10 protein-coding genes are annotated in these 16,153 nt (G+C 43.3%); 4 read left to right on the forward strand and 6 right to left on the reverse strand.

Annotation, left to right across the window (positions count from 1 at the left end):
• Positions 1 to 40: 40 nt before the first annotated feature.
• Positions 41 to 1,042: an acyl-CoA reductase gene (locus tag B5Y40_RS07685; protein WP_079686093.1), complete on the reverse strand. Its 1,002-nt coding sequence runs from the start codon at positions 1,040 to 1,042 to the stop codon at positions 41 to 43.
• A gap of 89 nt (positions 1,043 to 1,131) precedes the next feature.
• On the opposite strand from B5Y40_RS07685, the gene B5Y40_RS07690 reads away from it, so the two are divergent.
• Positions 1,132 to 1,488, forward strand: a complete 357-nt coding sequence (locus B5Y40_RS07690) for a 4Fe-4S binding protein (protein WP_079686094.1) — start codon at positions 1,132 to 1,134, stop codon at positions 1,486 to 1,488.
• 67 nt (positions 1,489 to 1,555) lie between these two features.
• Here B5Y40_RS07690 and B5Y40_RS07695 read toward each other — a convergent pair whose 3' ends face one another.
• Positions 1,556 to 2,461 (reverse strand): DUF58 domain-containing protein, encoded by a 906-nt coding sequence (locus tag B5Y40_RS07695; RefSeq protein WP_079686095.1) that lies wholly within the window; start codon positions 2,459 to 2,461, stop codon positions 1,556 to 1,558.
• Between the two features lie 168 nt (positions 2,462 to 2,629).
• Here B5Y40_RS07695 and B5Y40_RS07700 point away from each other — a divergent pair, with 168 nt between their 5' ends.
• The 3 genes from B5Y40_RS07700 to B5Y40_RS07710 all read left to right on the forward strand — a co-directional run bounded on the left by B5Y40_RS07700 (position 2,630) and on the right by B5Y40_RS07710 (position 12,738).
• Positions 2,630 to 2,992: a DUF3276 family protein gene (locus B5Y40_RS07700; RefSeq protein WP_079686096.1), complete on the forward strand. Its 363-nt coding sequence runs from the start codon at positions 2,630 to 2,632 to the stop codon at positions 2,990 to 2,992.
• Between the two features lie 272 nt (positions 2,993 to 3,264).
• A complete protein-coding gene (locus B5Y40_RS07705; RefSeq protein ID WP_079686097.1) occupies positions 3,265 to 11,673 on the forward strand; it encodes a T9SS type B sorting domain-containing protein in 8,409 nt (2,802 codons plus the stop codon).
• Positions 11,674 to 11,679: 6 nt separating this feature from the next.
• Positions 11,680 to 12,738, forward strand: coding sequence for a PorP/SprF family type IX secretion system membrane protein (locus B5Y40_RS07710; RefSeq protein WP_079686098.1), 1,059 nt, complete (start codon positions 11,680 to 11,682; stop codon positions 12,736 to 12,738).
• 41 nt (positions 12,739 to 12,779) lie between these two features.
• On the opposite strand, the gene B5Y40_RS07715 is transcribed toward B5Y40_RS07710, so the two are convergent.
• The 4 genes from B5Y40_RS07715 to B5Y40_RS07730 all read right to left on the reverse strand — a co-directional run bounded on the left by B5Y40_RS07715 (position 12,780) and on the right by B5Y40_RS07730 (position 16,042).
• Positions 12,780 to 13,565, reverse strand: coding sequence for a queuosine precursor transporter (locus B5Y40_RS07715; protein ID WP_079686100.1), 786 nt, complete (start codon positions 13,563 to 13,565; stop codon positions 12,780 to 12,782).
• A 62-nt stretch (positions 13,566 to 13,627) separates the two neighbouring features.
• A complete protein-coding gene (locus B5Y40_RS07720) occupies positions 13,628 to 14,545 on the reverse strand; it encodes a ribonuclease Z (protein WP_079686101.1) in 918 nt (305 codons plus the stop codon).
• A 68-nt stretch (positions 14,546 to 14,613) separates the two neighbouring features.
• Entirely contained in the window at positions 14,614 to 14,991 is a 378-nt protein-coding gene (locus tag B5Y40_RS07725) for an STAS domain-containing protein (RefSeq protein ID WP_079686103.1), read from the reverse strand.
• A gap of 88 nt (positions 14,992 to 15,079) precedes the next feature.
• Entirely contained in the window at positions 15,080 to 16,042 is a 963-nt protein-coding gene (locus B5Y40_RS07730; protein WP_079686104.1) for a phosphoribosylaminoimidazolesuccinocarboxamide synthase, read from the reverse strand.
• Positions 16,043 to 16,153: the final 111 nt, after the last annotated feature.

The raw sequence follows: 16,153 nt of genomic DNA on the forward strand, positions 1-16,153 counted from the left end.
TCGGGGCTTTCTCTTTAGAGGCGAATCTATAGTGTATACCTTAATTCAACTCTGATAAAAATTTCAACGTATCCACCCCATCTGCATAATCCCATAACTCAGGATACTGTGCTTTGCCAAAAGGAATCATTCCCGCATCTTTACCCACAACACACTGAATCTTGTCCTCCGAGGCTTTCAATTTTTCTGATAACTCTTCGCGGTTCGTATAGCGCTCATAGTATACAACGGAAATAGGAGAGACCATCCGGGTACTTTCATGAAGCATAAGGAAACCGTTGTCCAGAAAAGGTATCTGGTTTACCAGCATGATTGATTTTTGATAGTCGTAATTGTTACAGTATTTATGGTGATTGATGATCGGTTGATATCTTTCAAGGCTTGGGTAAAATTTATCGAAAGTATAATCTGTCGGCAGGAATATCTTGGAAACATTCCGGCAGCCTAGTCCGAAGTAACTAAAGATATCGACTCCTATATTTATCAAATCTTCTTCACTTTCATTTCCTGTTAAGACAGCGACCGATGTTCTGTTCTTTCGGATGACGTGAGGATACTTGCTAAAATAGTAATCGAAGTAACGCGCGGAGTTGTCGCTCCCGGTAGCGATCACGGCATCAAAATTTTTAAGCTGTTCGACCAATTCAATTCTCGAGCGGAATGAGGGTTCAATGCTACACAAAGTATTGAGTATATAGTTTAGTAGCACAGTATCCTTTGAACTGAGTTTTATCACCGCGACATTTCCACTGATCAATACAGTAAGCAAATCATGGAATCCTACCATAGGTATATTACCGGCAAGCACGAGCGCTATCTTTTTCGATTCCTCTTTAAGTTGATACTGTGACAACCACTTTTCCAGATTTTGTTTTTCAAGAAGTTTTACAACTCCATTGATAGCCATACGAACGTTCTCTTTGGTAAACCAGGGATTTTCTCTGGCGACTTTCTCTGTTAACGCTTGAAAATTATCATCACTGAGTTGTTGTAAAGACTGGCCTAATGAAACAAAAGCATTTATTCTTACATGTACATTCATCTGTCGTAAACTTTTATGGAGAGGTGACCGTTTTATGAGATGATTAGATTATTTTTGTAATTGGTAAACGGACCAAAATTAGATAAAGCATGGCAATAATTATTACGGACGAGTGCATCAACTGTGGTGCATGCGAACCGGAATGCCCCAACACAGCGATCTATGAAGGTGGCCGCGAGTGGAATTGGGCCGGGGGTACTAAATTAGAGAAAGTAGAATTGGAGGACGGGTCCGCAGTAAATGCGAAGGATGCCCAAACACCTGTCTCCGATGAATTTTATTATATCGTTCCTGGAAAGTGTACAGAATGTACAGGCTTCCATGAAGAACCTCAGTGCGCAGCTGTATGTCCAGTGGATTGTTGCGTGCCTGATCCTGACTATGTAGAAACCAAAGAGGAGTTGTTGGCTAAGAAAGCCTGGCTCCACCAGGAAGTAGAAGCTTAAATCAAGTTAAGTGTTATCCGTTAATAGGTGTCTAACAACTATTAACGGATAAATACTTTTATAATCCTCATTTCATCTTCGCTCGTTTTATCAGATACGTTTGAAGTACATTGTTGAAGTCGCTCTGCACATCAGCTTCAATGAAATCTATTTTGTACTGATTGCATCGCATTTTCAATGCCTTGTGAAATTGATCAGCTTCTTCCCGATAAGATTGTTTTATATCCGCGGGATTTAATTTAAGGCGATCACCTGTTTCCAGGTCTATAAATTCCATCGGCCTGTCTTCGAAATTGAATAGTAATTCCGTCTCGTTGTCCATAACATGAAATACAATTACTTCATGCTTGTTGTGCTTCAAATGTTGTAGCGCTTTAAAAAGATCATCCGTACTTTCATCGGAGTCAAACATATCACTGAAGATCACAACCAATGATCGCTTATGAATTTTCTCTGCGATCTCGTGTAATACTTTGGCTACCTTGGTTTTTGTCTGTGCAGGTTTTCGATCTTCGATATCATTTAATAGTCGGAGCAATTTATCGAGATGTGTAGGCGATGATTTTACAGGCGTAATCTCATGAATCACATCAGAGAAAAGGCAGAGTCCCACAGCATCACGTTGTTTGTTTAATAAATAGGAGAGAGCTGCCGCGGCATATTTACTAAATCTGATCTTTGCTTTTGAATCGGCAGGATATAGCATGGAGGCAGATATATCCAGTGCGATAAGGCACCGGAGGTTAGTCTCCTCTTCATATCTTTTCGTAAATAACCGATCCGTCCGCGCATATACTTTCCAGTCAATGTGGCGCGTACTTTCCCCTTCATTATAGAGTCTGTGTTCTGCGAATTCAACAGAAAAACCGTGATACGGAGACTTATGAAGCCCCGTGATGAAGCCTTCCACAAGCTGATGAGCGAGTAGTTCAAGGCTGCTGTTTTGATTGATTTGATTGAGGTCTGCCTTCACGTATTTGGAAAAGCCGAATATTGTTGATTATTTGGACATAATAAAGCTTTATTATTAGTACAAACCGAAATCGTTAACGAAATAGTATTTGGTTAGTTTGGAATCAATAACCAAAGTACTAACTTAGTTGGAACCAAACTTGAACCTAACCCTAAAAACTGAAGGATTGTGGAAGAGAACAAGACAAACGGCAGAGACGAAATTTACTCAGCGAAAGTAAAGGCCGGCAAGAGGACGTATTTCTTTGATGTGAAATCGACTCGATCGAATGATTACTATCTCACAATAACTGAGAGTAAGAAGCGCTTTAAAGAAGATGGATTCTCTTATGAGAAACACAAGATCTTCTTGTACAAGGAAGATTTTAATAAATTCCTCGAAGCACTTACCAACACTGTGAATCATGTAAAGCATGAACTCATGCCTACTGTGGATTTCAGTCAGTTCGATCATGCACAGGAAACTGAAGAGCCCGCGGGAGCTTCGTCTTCCAAACCTTCAACGTTGGATACAGAACTTAAATGGGATTGACCTTTTACCTAATCCAACCTATACTAGCTGAAAGCCCTCAATAAAATTGAGGGCTTTTTTTATACCTATACTTTGGGTATATCCTCATCATGCCAGTCAAGCGGTGTTTGTGGATACAATTCAACTGTCGAAAATGTTTTTTCAAGGTTACATTCCCAGTATTACCACTATATAATCAAGTCTATTTGTAGCCCTATTAGGGTAATTACCCTTTTATGGAAAGGCTTTAATGCTTATTTTCGAAGTTTAAACCTTACTTGAATTCTATCGAGATGAATTTTTTCTACCTGGTCAGGTGCATAATCATTTTTTCTGTTTTTAGCGTTGGAATTTGTCAGCAAGCCTTGTCACAATGTGCTGTACTTCCTCCAATTATAGGACTCGGAAGTGATAAATTTCCAGATAAACTGTGTTCTCCGGTAACGGCAGATGTAAACTATAGGATCACATTTTCTGCAGCCACGACAATAGGACCTAATTATGAACTCGTATTTAATTGGGGTGATGGGAGTGCCGCAACGGTAACGCCACTGGTCGGCGGTAACACTATATATAACGTAACGCAGAATCATGCATTTCCCGCGAATAGCAATTGTGAGTACCAGGTAATTATATTCATTCGGGTGGGAGGGGTTCCCTGTACAAATACACGGCAGGAACAAATTATTTCTACCTGGAGAACAGATGCTTTCAATGGTGGAGATGTAAAATTAATCTCGCCCTTAACGGGAACAACAATTCATGAAGTCTGTGAAGGTGAAAACATCGATGTGATATTTGAAGACCAGACTGACTGGAATTGTAATGCGAACTTTCCTGCTAATTATCCACCCAACAATCCGGTACAATTTCCCAACGAACAATATCGCTGGCAGCAAATAATATACAATACAGTACCCATCACGTTGGATAAGATTCCGAATGTTACGGTCAATGGAGTTCCTGTAACTGCGGGTGGTGGAAGTGATTTGCAATTAAATTATCAAGACCCGCGCGGTGTTCACTATTTGCCACCCCTAGTAGTAGTAAATGACGGGGACAGGCGTGATGCTTTACAGATAACGGCACCCGGAGGCTTCGGTGCAGGATTTCCAAAAGTAGGTGATGAATTTCAAGTCACGATCCGATACTGGAATATATGTAATCCTTACGATAATGATTTCACGAATGGTAACACGACTCCAACCAACGGAGATCTTATCAATGGCGATAATCCTCCAGTAGAACGCACTGCGATTATTCGAATTATAGATGCACCGGATAAACCCATCGTTGCCGATCAGCTTATCTGTAATGGAAATTTAGCTACGACAACACTTACAGTTACCAACGTACAAGCGAACCTTACCTATAAATGGTATGCTACTTTAGCGGATGCACAAGCAGATGCTAACGTAATCCAAACGGGAACTACATTTACGCCGAGTGCTTCACAGGCTCCTGTGGGTATAAATGATTTTTATGTAACGGCTACACAAACGAACAACTGCGTTAGTGATGTAGAAGAAGTAATTCTCACGCGTAGAGAAAATATAAGTACAGCACCGCCGGCACTTGTTTTGCCACAAACCAATGTCTGTCCGAATACAACCTATATATATTCTTTGCCGAGCGATCCCGCAACGGAACCGGTAGGCGGACAAACGCAATTTGTATGGAGTGTTATACCGGCTGCCAATGCAACCATCACCGGTGGACAAGGCACCAAGCAAATTACTTTACAAACGAATGGGACGTTGGGTGCCTTTACATTAAGAGTGGTGAGACAATTCGTGAACGCTCCTACATGTCCTTCGAACCCAAGAAATACTACCATCACCGTTCGCGCGAATCCAACGGCGAGTATATCTCCTTCACCTGTAGAGATATGCGAAGGAGAAACACCAACATTAAATGGAAATCCCTCGAATCCCTTTGGTGCAATAGCATCTCATACGTGGACCGGGGCAACCTCCATTATTGATGATGCCACTATTCAGACACCAACCATTCTTTCAACAGCAACTTCCGTTGGATCACCCTTTACATTAACCTATACTGTAACCAATGATATAGGATGCTCCTCAACGCCTGTAAATGTATCGGTAACTATAAATGACAATCCTGCTATAGCAACCGTAGGCACAGACCAGGCGCTATGCGGTACGTTAACTTCGCTTCCGATGGGAGGAAGTAACCCGTTACCCGGAACAGGTACATGGTCTTTTGTGTCCAGTATACCGGCACGTCCTGCCCCGACTATATCGAACACGAGTGCTCCCAATGCTACCATTACCATTACCTCGGGCAACGAGGGCGCCTATACCATGCGTTGGACGGTGAAGAACGGTACGTGTGAAAGTTCTGCAGATATAGTTGTTGATCTTGGATCAAATCCGACTGACCCTGCAGCAGGTGCTGATAAAGCTGTCTGCGGTGAGAGCTTTATACTGGAAGCGAATACACCTATTATAGGTTCTGGAAATTGGACAGTAGTAAGTGGCCCGGGTGGATGTTCTGGCGGAGGTTGTCCGATTACAATTCAACAGGCAGATAATCCAGCTTCGGTTGTTGAGTTGAATGGACCGGTATACACCTATGGTGCATATATACTTCGCTGGACAATATCCAGCGGTACATGTACTCCGGAATCTGATGACGTAACCATTACCTTTAATGAGCCGGGCACAGCAGATGTTCCCGTAGATTTTATATCCTGTGTAGACCTGACAACGCTCACGCCAATAACATTAACCGGCGCAGCCGTGGGTGGTGGCGCTACACAAGGGCGCTGGGAAGTTGTGAGTGGTACAGGAACTTTTACCAGTAACAACGGTAGCCCTGGGGGCGCACGGCCCGCTGCCAATACTTCTGACGCATATAGACCTACTGCAGCAGATTTTGCAACCGGTTCTGTACAACTTAGATTCGTTGCCTTGGATCCGGATGGTATAGGACCTTGCTCTAATGTAAGCAGCTCTACTAATCTTGTAATTACCTTTGATCGTAAACCAGCTGATGCAGATGCTGGCGCAGATATAGCTATATGTGAAGGTGAAGACGCAAACCTTTCTGCGGTGGCTGTTACAAATTCCGGAACCGGTACATGGAGCCCGACTCCGGGTGTTGTGAATATAAATGATGAGACAACGGTTGTTACCGGATTAACCAGCACAACTACATTTACCTGGACTGTAAACAGCGCCTTCGGAAGTTTTGCTACACCACCTATTGGTTCTTGTGCAGCAACAACCGATCAGGTTGTAGTTACGGTGAATCCGTTACCGGATGCGGTGGATCCTGCACCAAGTGATTTGTGTGAAACTACAGCAGGAACCTTGACGGCAACCAACGTTACACTATCAGTATATGATGACGATGTAATCGGCGCTGCGAACCCTGCGGACAGATTAGTAAAATGGTATGCAAATGCATTCGATCAGGTCAATGATATAAATCCAATCACCTCTGTTGATATACATAACAACGATAAGTTATTCATAAGGGTAATTGATATTACAACGGCTCCGTTGAACTGCGGAAAATTACAGGAGGTAAACTTTACTGTAAATCCAAAGCCGGTAGTTGTAGCCAAGAGTTTTTATTTCTGTGAAGAAGCTCCTGCCGGTACAGGCAGAGTAGATGATATAGATTTAACGCTGGTGTCCGTAGGAGATGATATTACTACGTTGCCTGCTGCTGATCGCGTTATCACCTGGCATACAACAGCGCTCGATGCCGAATCAGGAATAAATCCTATAGCTTCTCCGAATGATATAGACATTACTACCAACACTATATACTATGCCCGTGTTGAAAATGTGAACACAAGCTGCTTTAATGTAGTGCAGGTAAATCTGGTGGTAAAGCCATTACCTTCCGATCCGGTGATTACCGGAAAGGCAGATCCTTGTAAAAATGGTTCAGAGCTTTATCGTGTCGCGCAAATACCAGGTGCCACCTATACATGGACCTATCCTGCTTCTTTCCAGTACCTGGGTGGTGGTGGTGCCAATGATTTTTACGTTCTGTTAAGTTTCCCGAATGCGTTATCAGATGAGATCACTGTAAAAGTTACGATCAATGGTTGTGAAAGCAACGTTGTGAAGAAAACAATTCAGGTGTCGGATGATCCACAGGGATATTCCATCGTTCCTCCAAGTGTAGATATATGTGAGAATGGTATATATCAGTTCACCGTATCGCCAAACAATACCGGGAGCTCCACCTATAACTGGCAAGTTATAAAGCAAAGTGATGGATTAGTGGGAGGGGGTATAGTAGCCGATGGACAAACTACCGGAGTAGTACAGATCCAGTTTTTAAGTGAAGATGTATTTGTAAAGGTATCAGAGAGTAATGCTTCCGGATGTACCGGCCCTCCGACACAAATTCCGGTTGTCGTAAACAAGCGCCCCATCATGGACAATTCCACCACATCAATTTGTAGTGGTGACATTACGGGAATTATACTCTCGGAAAATGCTTCAAGCCCGGTGCCTGCTACTACATTTGATGTACAGGTTCCATCGGTGCTTCCGGGAATTATACCTGTAAGCGGTCCGACACAAGGTGTGTTGTCTCCGGCAGGAATCGAGAATGATAGTTATAAGAATCAGACGATAGCACCGGTTCTTTCCTTGCTATACCGCGTAAAGCCAATCAGTGTTGTTGGGTGTATTGGTGAAGAAAAAAGTATAACACTGGATATCAAGGCAGAGCCAGTTATGGATGTTAATCTGGGGAAGGCGGTTTGTAGCGATAATCCAATTGAAGTTACTCTAAAGTCAGCGATTGGATTTTTGCCAGCAGATAAATTTGTGATCGAATCTATAGTATATAATCCTGCGAATGTAACACCGCTTGATCCACTTCCGGTAACGGGAACCCTAACGCTCTATGATCCAACTATAATTTATTCACATCGTTGGGAGAATGTTACCAGCAGTGATGCAACGGTTACATACAATGTTCGCCCCTACAACTCAACCACAGGTTGCTATGGAAATCCTGCTGTACCCGTAGTAATAACTATTCAGCGTAAACCACTGGTTACACCGGTTACACTTGCTCCTATCTGTAGCGGTGATGTTTTGAATATACCGCTGACATCGGCGAATGTAAGTAATGCAACTTTTATATGGACCGTGTTCCAGGTGAATGGAAATATAACCGGTGCTACCGGCTCAACTACCAATGTTATTGCGGATAAGCTTGTAAATAATAGTTTAGCATTGGGCTCTGTGGTATATGAAGTGCGCGCGACCAACCCTTCCTCGTCTCCGTTATGTAGCGGTCCTCCTGAATATATAACAGTAACCGTAAGGCCTTCACCGGATATTACAACACCGCTCAATGAAACAGCATGCTCCGATGGTTATGGTGGCAATACGGTGGTAAAAGATCTGACAACCTATCATACACAAGTCAGCACAGAAGCCGGAGTGACCTATACTTGGTTTACCGATGAAAATGACTTTGCGGGATCACAGATTCCTCCTGCGCAGATTACAGCCTATACATTGACAGATGATTTTCCGGTATTTGTGCGGGTTTTGAACCCTGCTGCAACCAGCGGATGTTTTAAAGATGCCAAAGTAACATTCGATGTAAGGCCAATGCCTCAACTTTCAGTAGATCCTGTTGAGACAACCGATCCAAGATTTAATATAACCTGCAACGGTCTGGCTAACGGACAAATTGTAGTGTCTGCACAGTACGGAACAAGCCACACATTCAGTAAAGATGGTGTTACGTTTGTGCCGACCGTTCTGTTTTCAAATTTAGGAGCTGGTAATTATACTATATATACACGCAACGTAGAAGGATGTCAGGACTCCGCGCCTGTAAGCATTGTTCAGCCTGATCCAATTGTAGAAGGTGCACCTTCTGTGGTAGATGTGAGTTGCTTTAACGATCCAACTCCGGATGGTGAAATTCACATTGCCGCTACCGGTGGAACTTCTGCAGGTGGTGGAGATCCACTGGTGTTTTCATTGCTGCAGGATTCAAACATACCTTACGATGCTGCAACGCAGAGTTTTGTCGGCTTACGCGCCACAACATATACCGTGCGGATTGAAGATAAGAACGGCTGTACGAAGTTTGTTCCCAATATAGTCGTTAAGCAGCCGAATGATATAGCCTTTACGATTGACATCACATCGGATTACAATGGCTATGATGTAAGCTGTGCCGGCCAGAACGATGGTGAAGTAAGTGTAGATATAGCGAACATCACCGGTGGAAATCCGGGTTATACTTATGTGCTGGATCAGGACCCTATGAATCTTACCGGCCAGACAGACGGAAGCTTCCAGGGATTGTCTGCGAACATATTATATACGATTACGGTAACAGATACGAAAGGCTGTGAAAAAACTTCTTTGCCCGAATTGCTGATCGATCCTATACCGTTGTTCGCAGGGGTAGTAGGCTTCGATAAAGATATTTGTGAGAACGCAGATCCAACCGCATTCCAGGAATTATCACAGCCGTTCGGTGGTATTGGTAACTATATTTACCGGTGGGAACAATCACCGGATAACATATCCTATAGTCCTGCGGCAGGAGCCAACAACAATCCTACCTACGATCCACCTCCATTAATAGATCTGATGTACTATAGGAGAGTAGTAGCATCCGGCACCTGTGCTGAAGATGTTACGGATGTTGTGAAGGTAGTGGTTCATGCGTTGCCACAAGCAACGTTGACTGCACCAAGTGAAATTTGTGAGAACGGTTTCTTTACGCTTGACTTCAAATTCACCAATGGACAGTCTCCTTATTTCTTTGACTATACCGATGGCACTACAACGTTTAGCCTGGTGGGTGGTGAAGACCGGCCGGTACCTGTGCTTAACTATACCGCCACGAAAACATTTACGCTAACGCACCTGAAAGATTTTTACGGCTGTGAACCGATATCATATCCTTTGCCGGTTACGGTGAAGATGATCAATATGAATACAAGCTTTACCATTGCACCGGCAACGCCTCAATGCAGTGGTGGCGAGTATACATTTACCTGGACGGTTAATCCGGATGTTGAATATGTGTGGACGTGGAATGACGGTTCACCCGACGAGGTAATCCCGGCAATACCCGGGCCTGCCAGTCCGGTAGTGATGCAGGTAAAACATATATTTACCAGTGCTAACGTAGCAGGCAACACCGTGATACCGGTTACGCTTACAGCACGAAGCACTACGGTAGCGGCCTGTATAAAGCAATCGCCTGGACAGAATATAACTATATATCCCAACATCTTTATCAATGCTACGGGCGACCGCACGCAGATCTGCAGTGGCGAGAAAGTGAAATTCATTAACTCAACTGTAGGAGGCTCTGTACACCGGTGGTTCTATCGTATACAAGGAGGTGATCCGAGTGAGGTTCGCGAAGAGCGCATTTTCTCTACCGCAGCTTCACAGGAATATACCTTCACGAATACCACCAGCGCTACCGTTGTATACGAAGTTGTTTACCAGGTGAACAATGGATCATGTTCAGCAGAAACAATTATACCTGTAACAGTATACCGTGATATGTTGGCCGATTTCAACGCTACTTCCATTACTCCGTATACCGGTGGTAAGGCCTTTGTCGATTTTCAAAATACTTCGCTTCCTGCGAATGATGCTGAGTTCAGGTATGAATGGGACTTCGGAACATCTTCTAATCCTACAACTTTTGGAGGATATACTCCTCCCCAAATAGAGTATACTTCGATTGGTGATAAGGATATACGGTTAGTGGTTACCAATACATCCGCAGAGGCGGCTGGCCTGGCGTGTTTTAAAGACAAGACAATCCGAATACCAATCTTGCTTCCACCACTGGTTGCTGCATTCCGGTATACTCCTCAGGCTGCATGCTTCCCCGCAGATATCAAGATCATTGAGAATCAGGCAACGGGAGATATATTCAAGTGGACGTTGAAAGATAAAGGCGGCAATACACTAATCGTGTCCAATGAGACATTGCCTACATTTCAAGTGGCAAGCCCTGGAGAGTATACCATCTTTCTGGAAACAACAAATTCTATAACCGGGCAAACGGCTACAGTCGACAATCGGAATACTCCTGTTCAGATCATGGAAAATCCCTATGCTGCTTTCGAAGTAGTACCGGATACCATTGTGTTTGTACCGGATGAAACCGGAATCCAAATGCGCAATAACACCTTGCGTGCGAACGGATATACCTGGGATTTTGATGATGGCGAAACGTCAATTGAATTCCAACCGGAGCATCACTACCAGTTAGAAGGTAATTATACTATACTGTTGGTTGCTTCCTATAATTTCGGTGTAAAGGATTTTGATGGCGATGGTGTAACCGATGGTGAACTGGTTTGCTATGATACCGCGACACAGGTAATTATTGCTAAGAAAGGTGGTCGTATAAAAATCCCGAATGCCTTTACTCCCGATGTTACCGGCCCGAATGGAGGCTTCAGTGATGGACTATTCAATGACGTATTCCGTCCGATCATGGAAGGAGTCCTGGAGTTCCAGATGCAGATCTTTGATCGCTGGGGTAATTTGATCTTTGAAAGTAAAGATAAGAACCAGGGATGGGATGGATACGATAAGAATGGAAGGTTGTTACCGACAGGTGTATATGTATATAAAATTACAATGCGCTTATCGGATGAGCAGCGAACAACACAAATTGGCGATGTAACACTGATCCGATAGAAGCAGATGAACAAGTATATAATAAAACGATGGATGGGAGTTGCTGTGGTGATACTGGTGGTGTATGGATCGGCCGTTGCACAGGATCCACAATTCTCTCAATATTACCAGGCACCGTTATACCTCAATCCTGGTTTTACAGGAATTACACCACAACAGCGCGTGGCATTGAATCACCGCATCCAATGGCCCAGTCTTCCCAAAGCATTTACAACCTATGCGGCTTCATACGATATTTTTGTAAATGAACTGCGAAGTGGTTTTGGTTTTCTGTTCACCACCGATCAGATGGGATCGGCAGGATGGAGAACCACAACGGCCGGGCTGCTGTATTCTTATAAAGTAAAGATTACTGATAACATAGTGTTCTCTCCGGGACTATATTTCGGCTATGGATCGAATGGTATAGATCGAACGAAGGTAAGATTAGGAAAAGATCTTGATGTAGAATACGAAGTGCCAGGCTCATCCCTCGATCCGGATGTAGCACGTATCGGTAATGCCTCATACTTTGATTTTGGTTCTGGCTTTTTGATATATAGTCGTCAGCTTTGGTTGGGTGCTTCGTTTTCACACATGAATCAACCCAGCATTTCTGTATTGAATGATGACAGCCGCCTGCCGATGAAAACTTCCATTCACGCAGGTGCTAAAATCAATCTGAGCGGTGGACCTCGTAATGCATCACGTGCTTCGTACCTGACACCGTCATTTATATATCGTATGCAGGGTAAATCTTTCTCTCAACTTGATTTGGGACTTAACTACCACATCGATCCCGTGTCTGTTGGGTTGTGGTATCGTGGTAAACCTTTTGAAAAGACTGTGATAAATTCCATCGCGCAAGACGCGCTGATTCTTACACTCGGACTATATTTCAAGCAGCTTTCAATCGGGTATAGCTACGATTTTACAATCTCTGAGATGGAGACATCTTCGGGTGGTGCGCACGAGATTTCAATTGTATATGAATTCTCATCCAAGCCCAGCAACAAGAGTAGCAAGCGAAAGTATAAGCTGATACCGTGCCCTACGTTCAATAGCAAAGAAGGCTTTTGGAATTAGCAGCTTTTGAAATTGTTAACTTAAACGTTTAGGTTTTACGTCTACAGAAACCCTTTGCTTTTACTTGCAGCTTCCTGGGAAATCTGCTCTGCGTTTTCTTTGCCGAGATAGCGGTCAATCAAATTGTGCCCGAAGTAAATAAGAGGCGTCAACAGGATTGCTACGGCAAACTTGTATATATAGTTCGTGATGCCGATGGCCAGAATCTGTTGATTTGAAAATATACCGGCAAAGGCTATATACAGTACTACAAAGCTATCAACGAACTGCGATACCAATGTTGAGCCCGTGGCACGAAGCCAAAGCAGTTTGCTTCCAGTAACGTTCCTGAGTTTGTGAAAAACAAAAACATCTACTAACTGCCCGATGATAAATGCTGTAAGGGAGCCCAGGATAATGCGTTGGCCTTGCCCGAATATTTTACTGAAAGCGTAATCAATATTGAAATAATTTCCTTGGGGATCTTTACTATAGGCATCAACCCACCAGCCGGCAGGAGGGAGGTGGATGCTAAGAAAGAGTATAACAAAAGAATAAGTAATGAGTATAGCCGTAAAGTAACTGATGCGTTTAACTCCAGGCTTACCAAAGTACTCGTTTATTAAATCTGTGGTAATGAATACTACGGGCCATATCACGACACCGGCTGTTAGATTGAAATCCATGGTGAACCCGAGGATGTTCAGGTGCGCAGGCTGTAGGCCAACCGTTGTTTCTGCAGAGAATATTTTCACCCCGATCATCTCTGCCATCAGCGCATTCGTGATGAAGATTCCCGCGAGGATCACAAACAGACGATTGCGTTTTTGTTCAAGAGTAGGCTCCATGCTAGTAGTATAGTTCATCCGGTTTTGAAGTCATCGCCCTAGGTATAAGTTATATAACGATATTATTCTTGTACAGTAATCTCATCGCCTTCCATAGCTAATTGTACATTTGGGAAAATACGTTTCGCTTCTTCTAATATAGGGGTTAAATCTTTATAGCGCGCAGAGAAATGACCAAGAAGGAGTTTATTTACATTCGCAAGCTTAGCAATGGTTGCAGCCTGTTCCGCTGTACTATGAAGGGTTTCATTCGCTTTCGACTCTTCATCGTTGGCGAAAGTAGCTTCATGGTATAGCAAGTCTATATTTTTTATTTGCTCAACGATACGCTTCTGAAAAGCTGTATCTGAACAATAGGCATAGCTTCTTGATCTTTTAGGCGGGAGTGTATAGTTTTCGTTTTTATAAAGTATATCTCCATTTTCCTGAAATATATCTTCACCTTTCTTTAAAGACGCAATCTGGTTGATAAGGATTCCGGCAGGAAGCTTGGTTTTATCGATGCGTTTTAATTTCGGCTTTTCGCGGAAGAGAAACCCGGAGCAACGAATTTTATGATGAAGCGGGATTGTTTCCACAGATACAGCATCATCTTCGAAAATAATTTTACGTTCATCTTTTTCCAGCCGGTGAAAAATAATTTTAAACGATGGCGAAGAACGTGAGTAACGTAATTGTGTGGTGATGATTTCATCGAGCCCGCGGTGACTATATAAATGAAGATCGCTTGTTCTGCGTTGAAGGTGCATGGTAAAGAGCAAACCCATTAAGCCAAGATAATGATCGCCATGCAAGTGACTTATAAAAATATGATTGATCCTATGATAGCTTATTTCGAGTCGCATCATTTGCATCTGTGCACCTTCACCACAATCCACCATAAAGTATCGGTTCTGTATTTCCACCAACTGCGCACTCGGATGCCTGCCATAAGCAGGTAACGCACCACTTGAACCAAGAATAGTAACTTTGAAACTCATGCTTGACAAAATAAAAAGACCAAAACCCAGAGGAGCTTTGGTCGTACAGACTTTTACGTGCTGAAATATTAATTCTCTCCGCTCTTCAGATCCTTTTCAATCTCGTGCATATAAACAGCATCAATGGCTTCTTCTGCCGTTGGCAGAATATTCAGCACGCTGTCAAGTTGAGAGATCTTGATAAGTTTCATCGTGTGGTCGGACAAAGATGCCAATACAAAAATGCCACCGTCTTCCTGCATGATTCTGTTTCCCACGAGCAAGGCACTGAGTCCGGAAGAGTCGGTATATTTAACATCAGACAAATCGAGAATGATATTTTTCATGCCTTCAGCATGCAATGTGATCAATTCTGATTTTAGCCCGGGTGCTACACTTGAATCCAACTTCTCTTCATGCAATTTTAGCATGCAGTACTTCTCTTGCTTGTCGATAGTATATTTCATCTCTATATATTTTTATAATGGGTCAGATGGAATTCGCCATAGTCTTTAATTACAGGAGCTGAGGTCTTGCCTTACAACTCGTCCAATCTTAGATTTCCTGACTTTCCAAGTTAACGGAATTTATTGAATTGAGAATGCTTTGCTCAATTCTTTGATTTATGCTTGAATAATCTACCGGAGCAAGTGCCTCTCCACGAACTTGCTGATACAGCTCTTTATAGCGCGCGGATATTGAATTCACAATTTCATCGGTCATCTCGGGTATCTGCTGGCCATCCTTTCCCTGAAATCCATTCTCGATCAGCCATTGTCTCACAAATTCTTTTGAGAGCTGCTTTTGAGGTTCTCCCGCTTTCTGGCGCGCCTCGTAACCATCCGCATAAAAATAACGCGATGAATCCGGAGTATGTACTTCATCGATCAGATAAATTTTACCCTGATGTTTACCGAATTCATACTTCGTATCCACCAGGATGAGTCCGCGTTCTGCGGCTAGCTCAGTGCCCTTCTGAAAAAGTTTGAAAGTATATTCCTCCAGCGTCTTGTAATCACTTTCACTTACGATGCCACGCGAAAGAATTTCTTCTCTTGAAATATCTTCATCGTGTCCTACATGTGCTTTGGTTGTGGGGGTAATGATAGGTTGAGGAAGCTTGTCATTTTCTGCCAAACCTTCCGGGAGAGCAACGCCACAAAGCAATCTTTTTCCGGCTTTATACTCGCGCCATGCATGTCCGGCCAGGTAGCCACGCACCACCATTTCCACGGCAAAAGGCTCACACTTGAAACCTATCGTAACATTCGGGTCGGGTGTTGACATTACCCAGTTCGGTACCAGGTGCTTGGTAGCGTTCAGATTGAAGGCTGCGATCTGGTTCAATACTCTTCCTTTATCCGGAATAGCACGGGGAAGAATAACATCAAAGGCCGAAATCCGGTCGCTGGCAACCATCGCCATACGGTCTCCGAAATAATAAACATCGCGAACTTTACCCTTGTAAAAGCCGGTTTGTCCGGAAAATTTGAAGTTAGTCTCTTTGATTGCCTGCATAGTATTCACTAGATCGGGGGCAAATTAACGAAAGAAATTGGAGTTCGGTAGAGACAATTATATGGGATTTGTATGGATAATGTTTTAGTTTCCTGTTTCACTTATACACTG

The sequence above is a fragment of the Ohtaekwangia koreensis genome (genome assembly GCF_900167975.1).
In the GTDB taxonomy this organism is placed as follows: Bacteria; Bacteroidota; Bacteroidia; order Cytophagales; family Cyclobacteriaceae; genus Ohtaekwangia; species Ohtaekwangia koreensis.

Excerpts from the sequence above, each read along its gene's own strand:
- B5Y40_RS07685 (WP_079686093.1), bottom strand. The coding sequence starts at position 1,042 with ATGAATGTACATGTAAGAATAAATGCTTTTGTTTCATTAGGCCAGTCT.
- B5Y40_RS07690 (WP_079686094.1), top strand. The coding sequence starts at position 1,132 with ATGGCAATAATTATTACGGACGAGTGCATCAACTGTGGTGCATGCGAA.
- B5Y40_RS07705 (WP_079686097.1), top strand. The coding sequence starts at position 3,265 with ATGAATTTTTTCTACCTGGTCAGGTGCATAATCATTTTTTCTGTTTTT.
- B5Y40_RS07710 (WP_079686098.1), top strand. The coding sequence starts at position 11,680 with ATGAACAAGTATATAATAAAACGATGGATGGGAGTTGCTGTGGTGATA.
- B5Y40_RS07715 (WP_079686100.1), bottom strand. The coding sequence starts at position 13,565 with ATGGAGCCTACTCTTGAACAAAAACGCAATCGTCTGTTTGTGATCCTC.
- B5Y40_RS07720 (WP_079686101.1), bottom strand. The coding sequence starts at position 14,545 with ATGAGTTTCAAAGTTACTATTCTTGGTTCAAGTGGTGCGTTACCTGCT.
- B5Y40_RS07725 (WP_079686103.1), bottom strand. The coding sequence starts at position 14,991 with ATGAAATATACTATCGACAAGCAAGAGAAGTACTGCATGCTAAAATTG.
- B5Y40_RS07730 (WP_079686104.1), bottom strand. The coding sequence starts at position 16,042 with ATGCAGGCAATCAAAGAGACTAACTTCAAATTTTCCGGACAAACCGGC.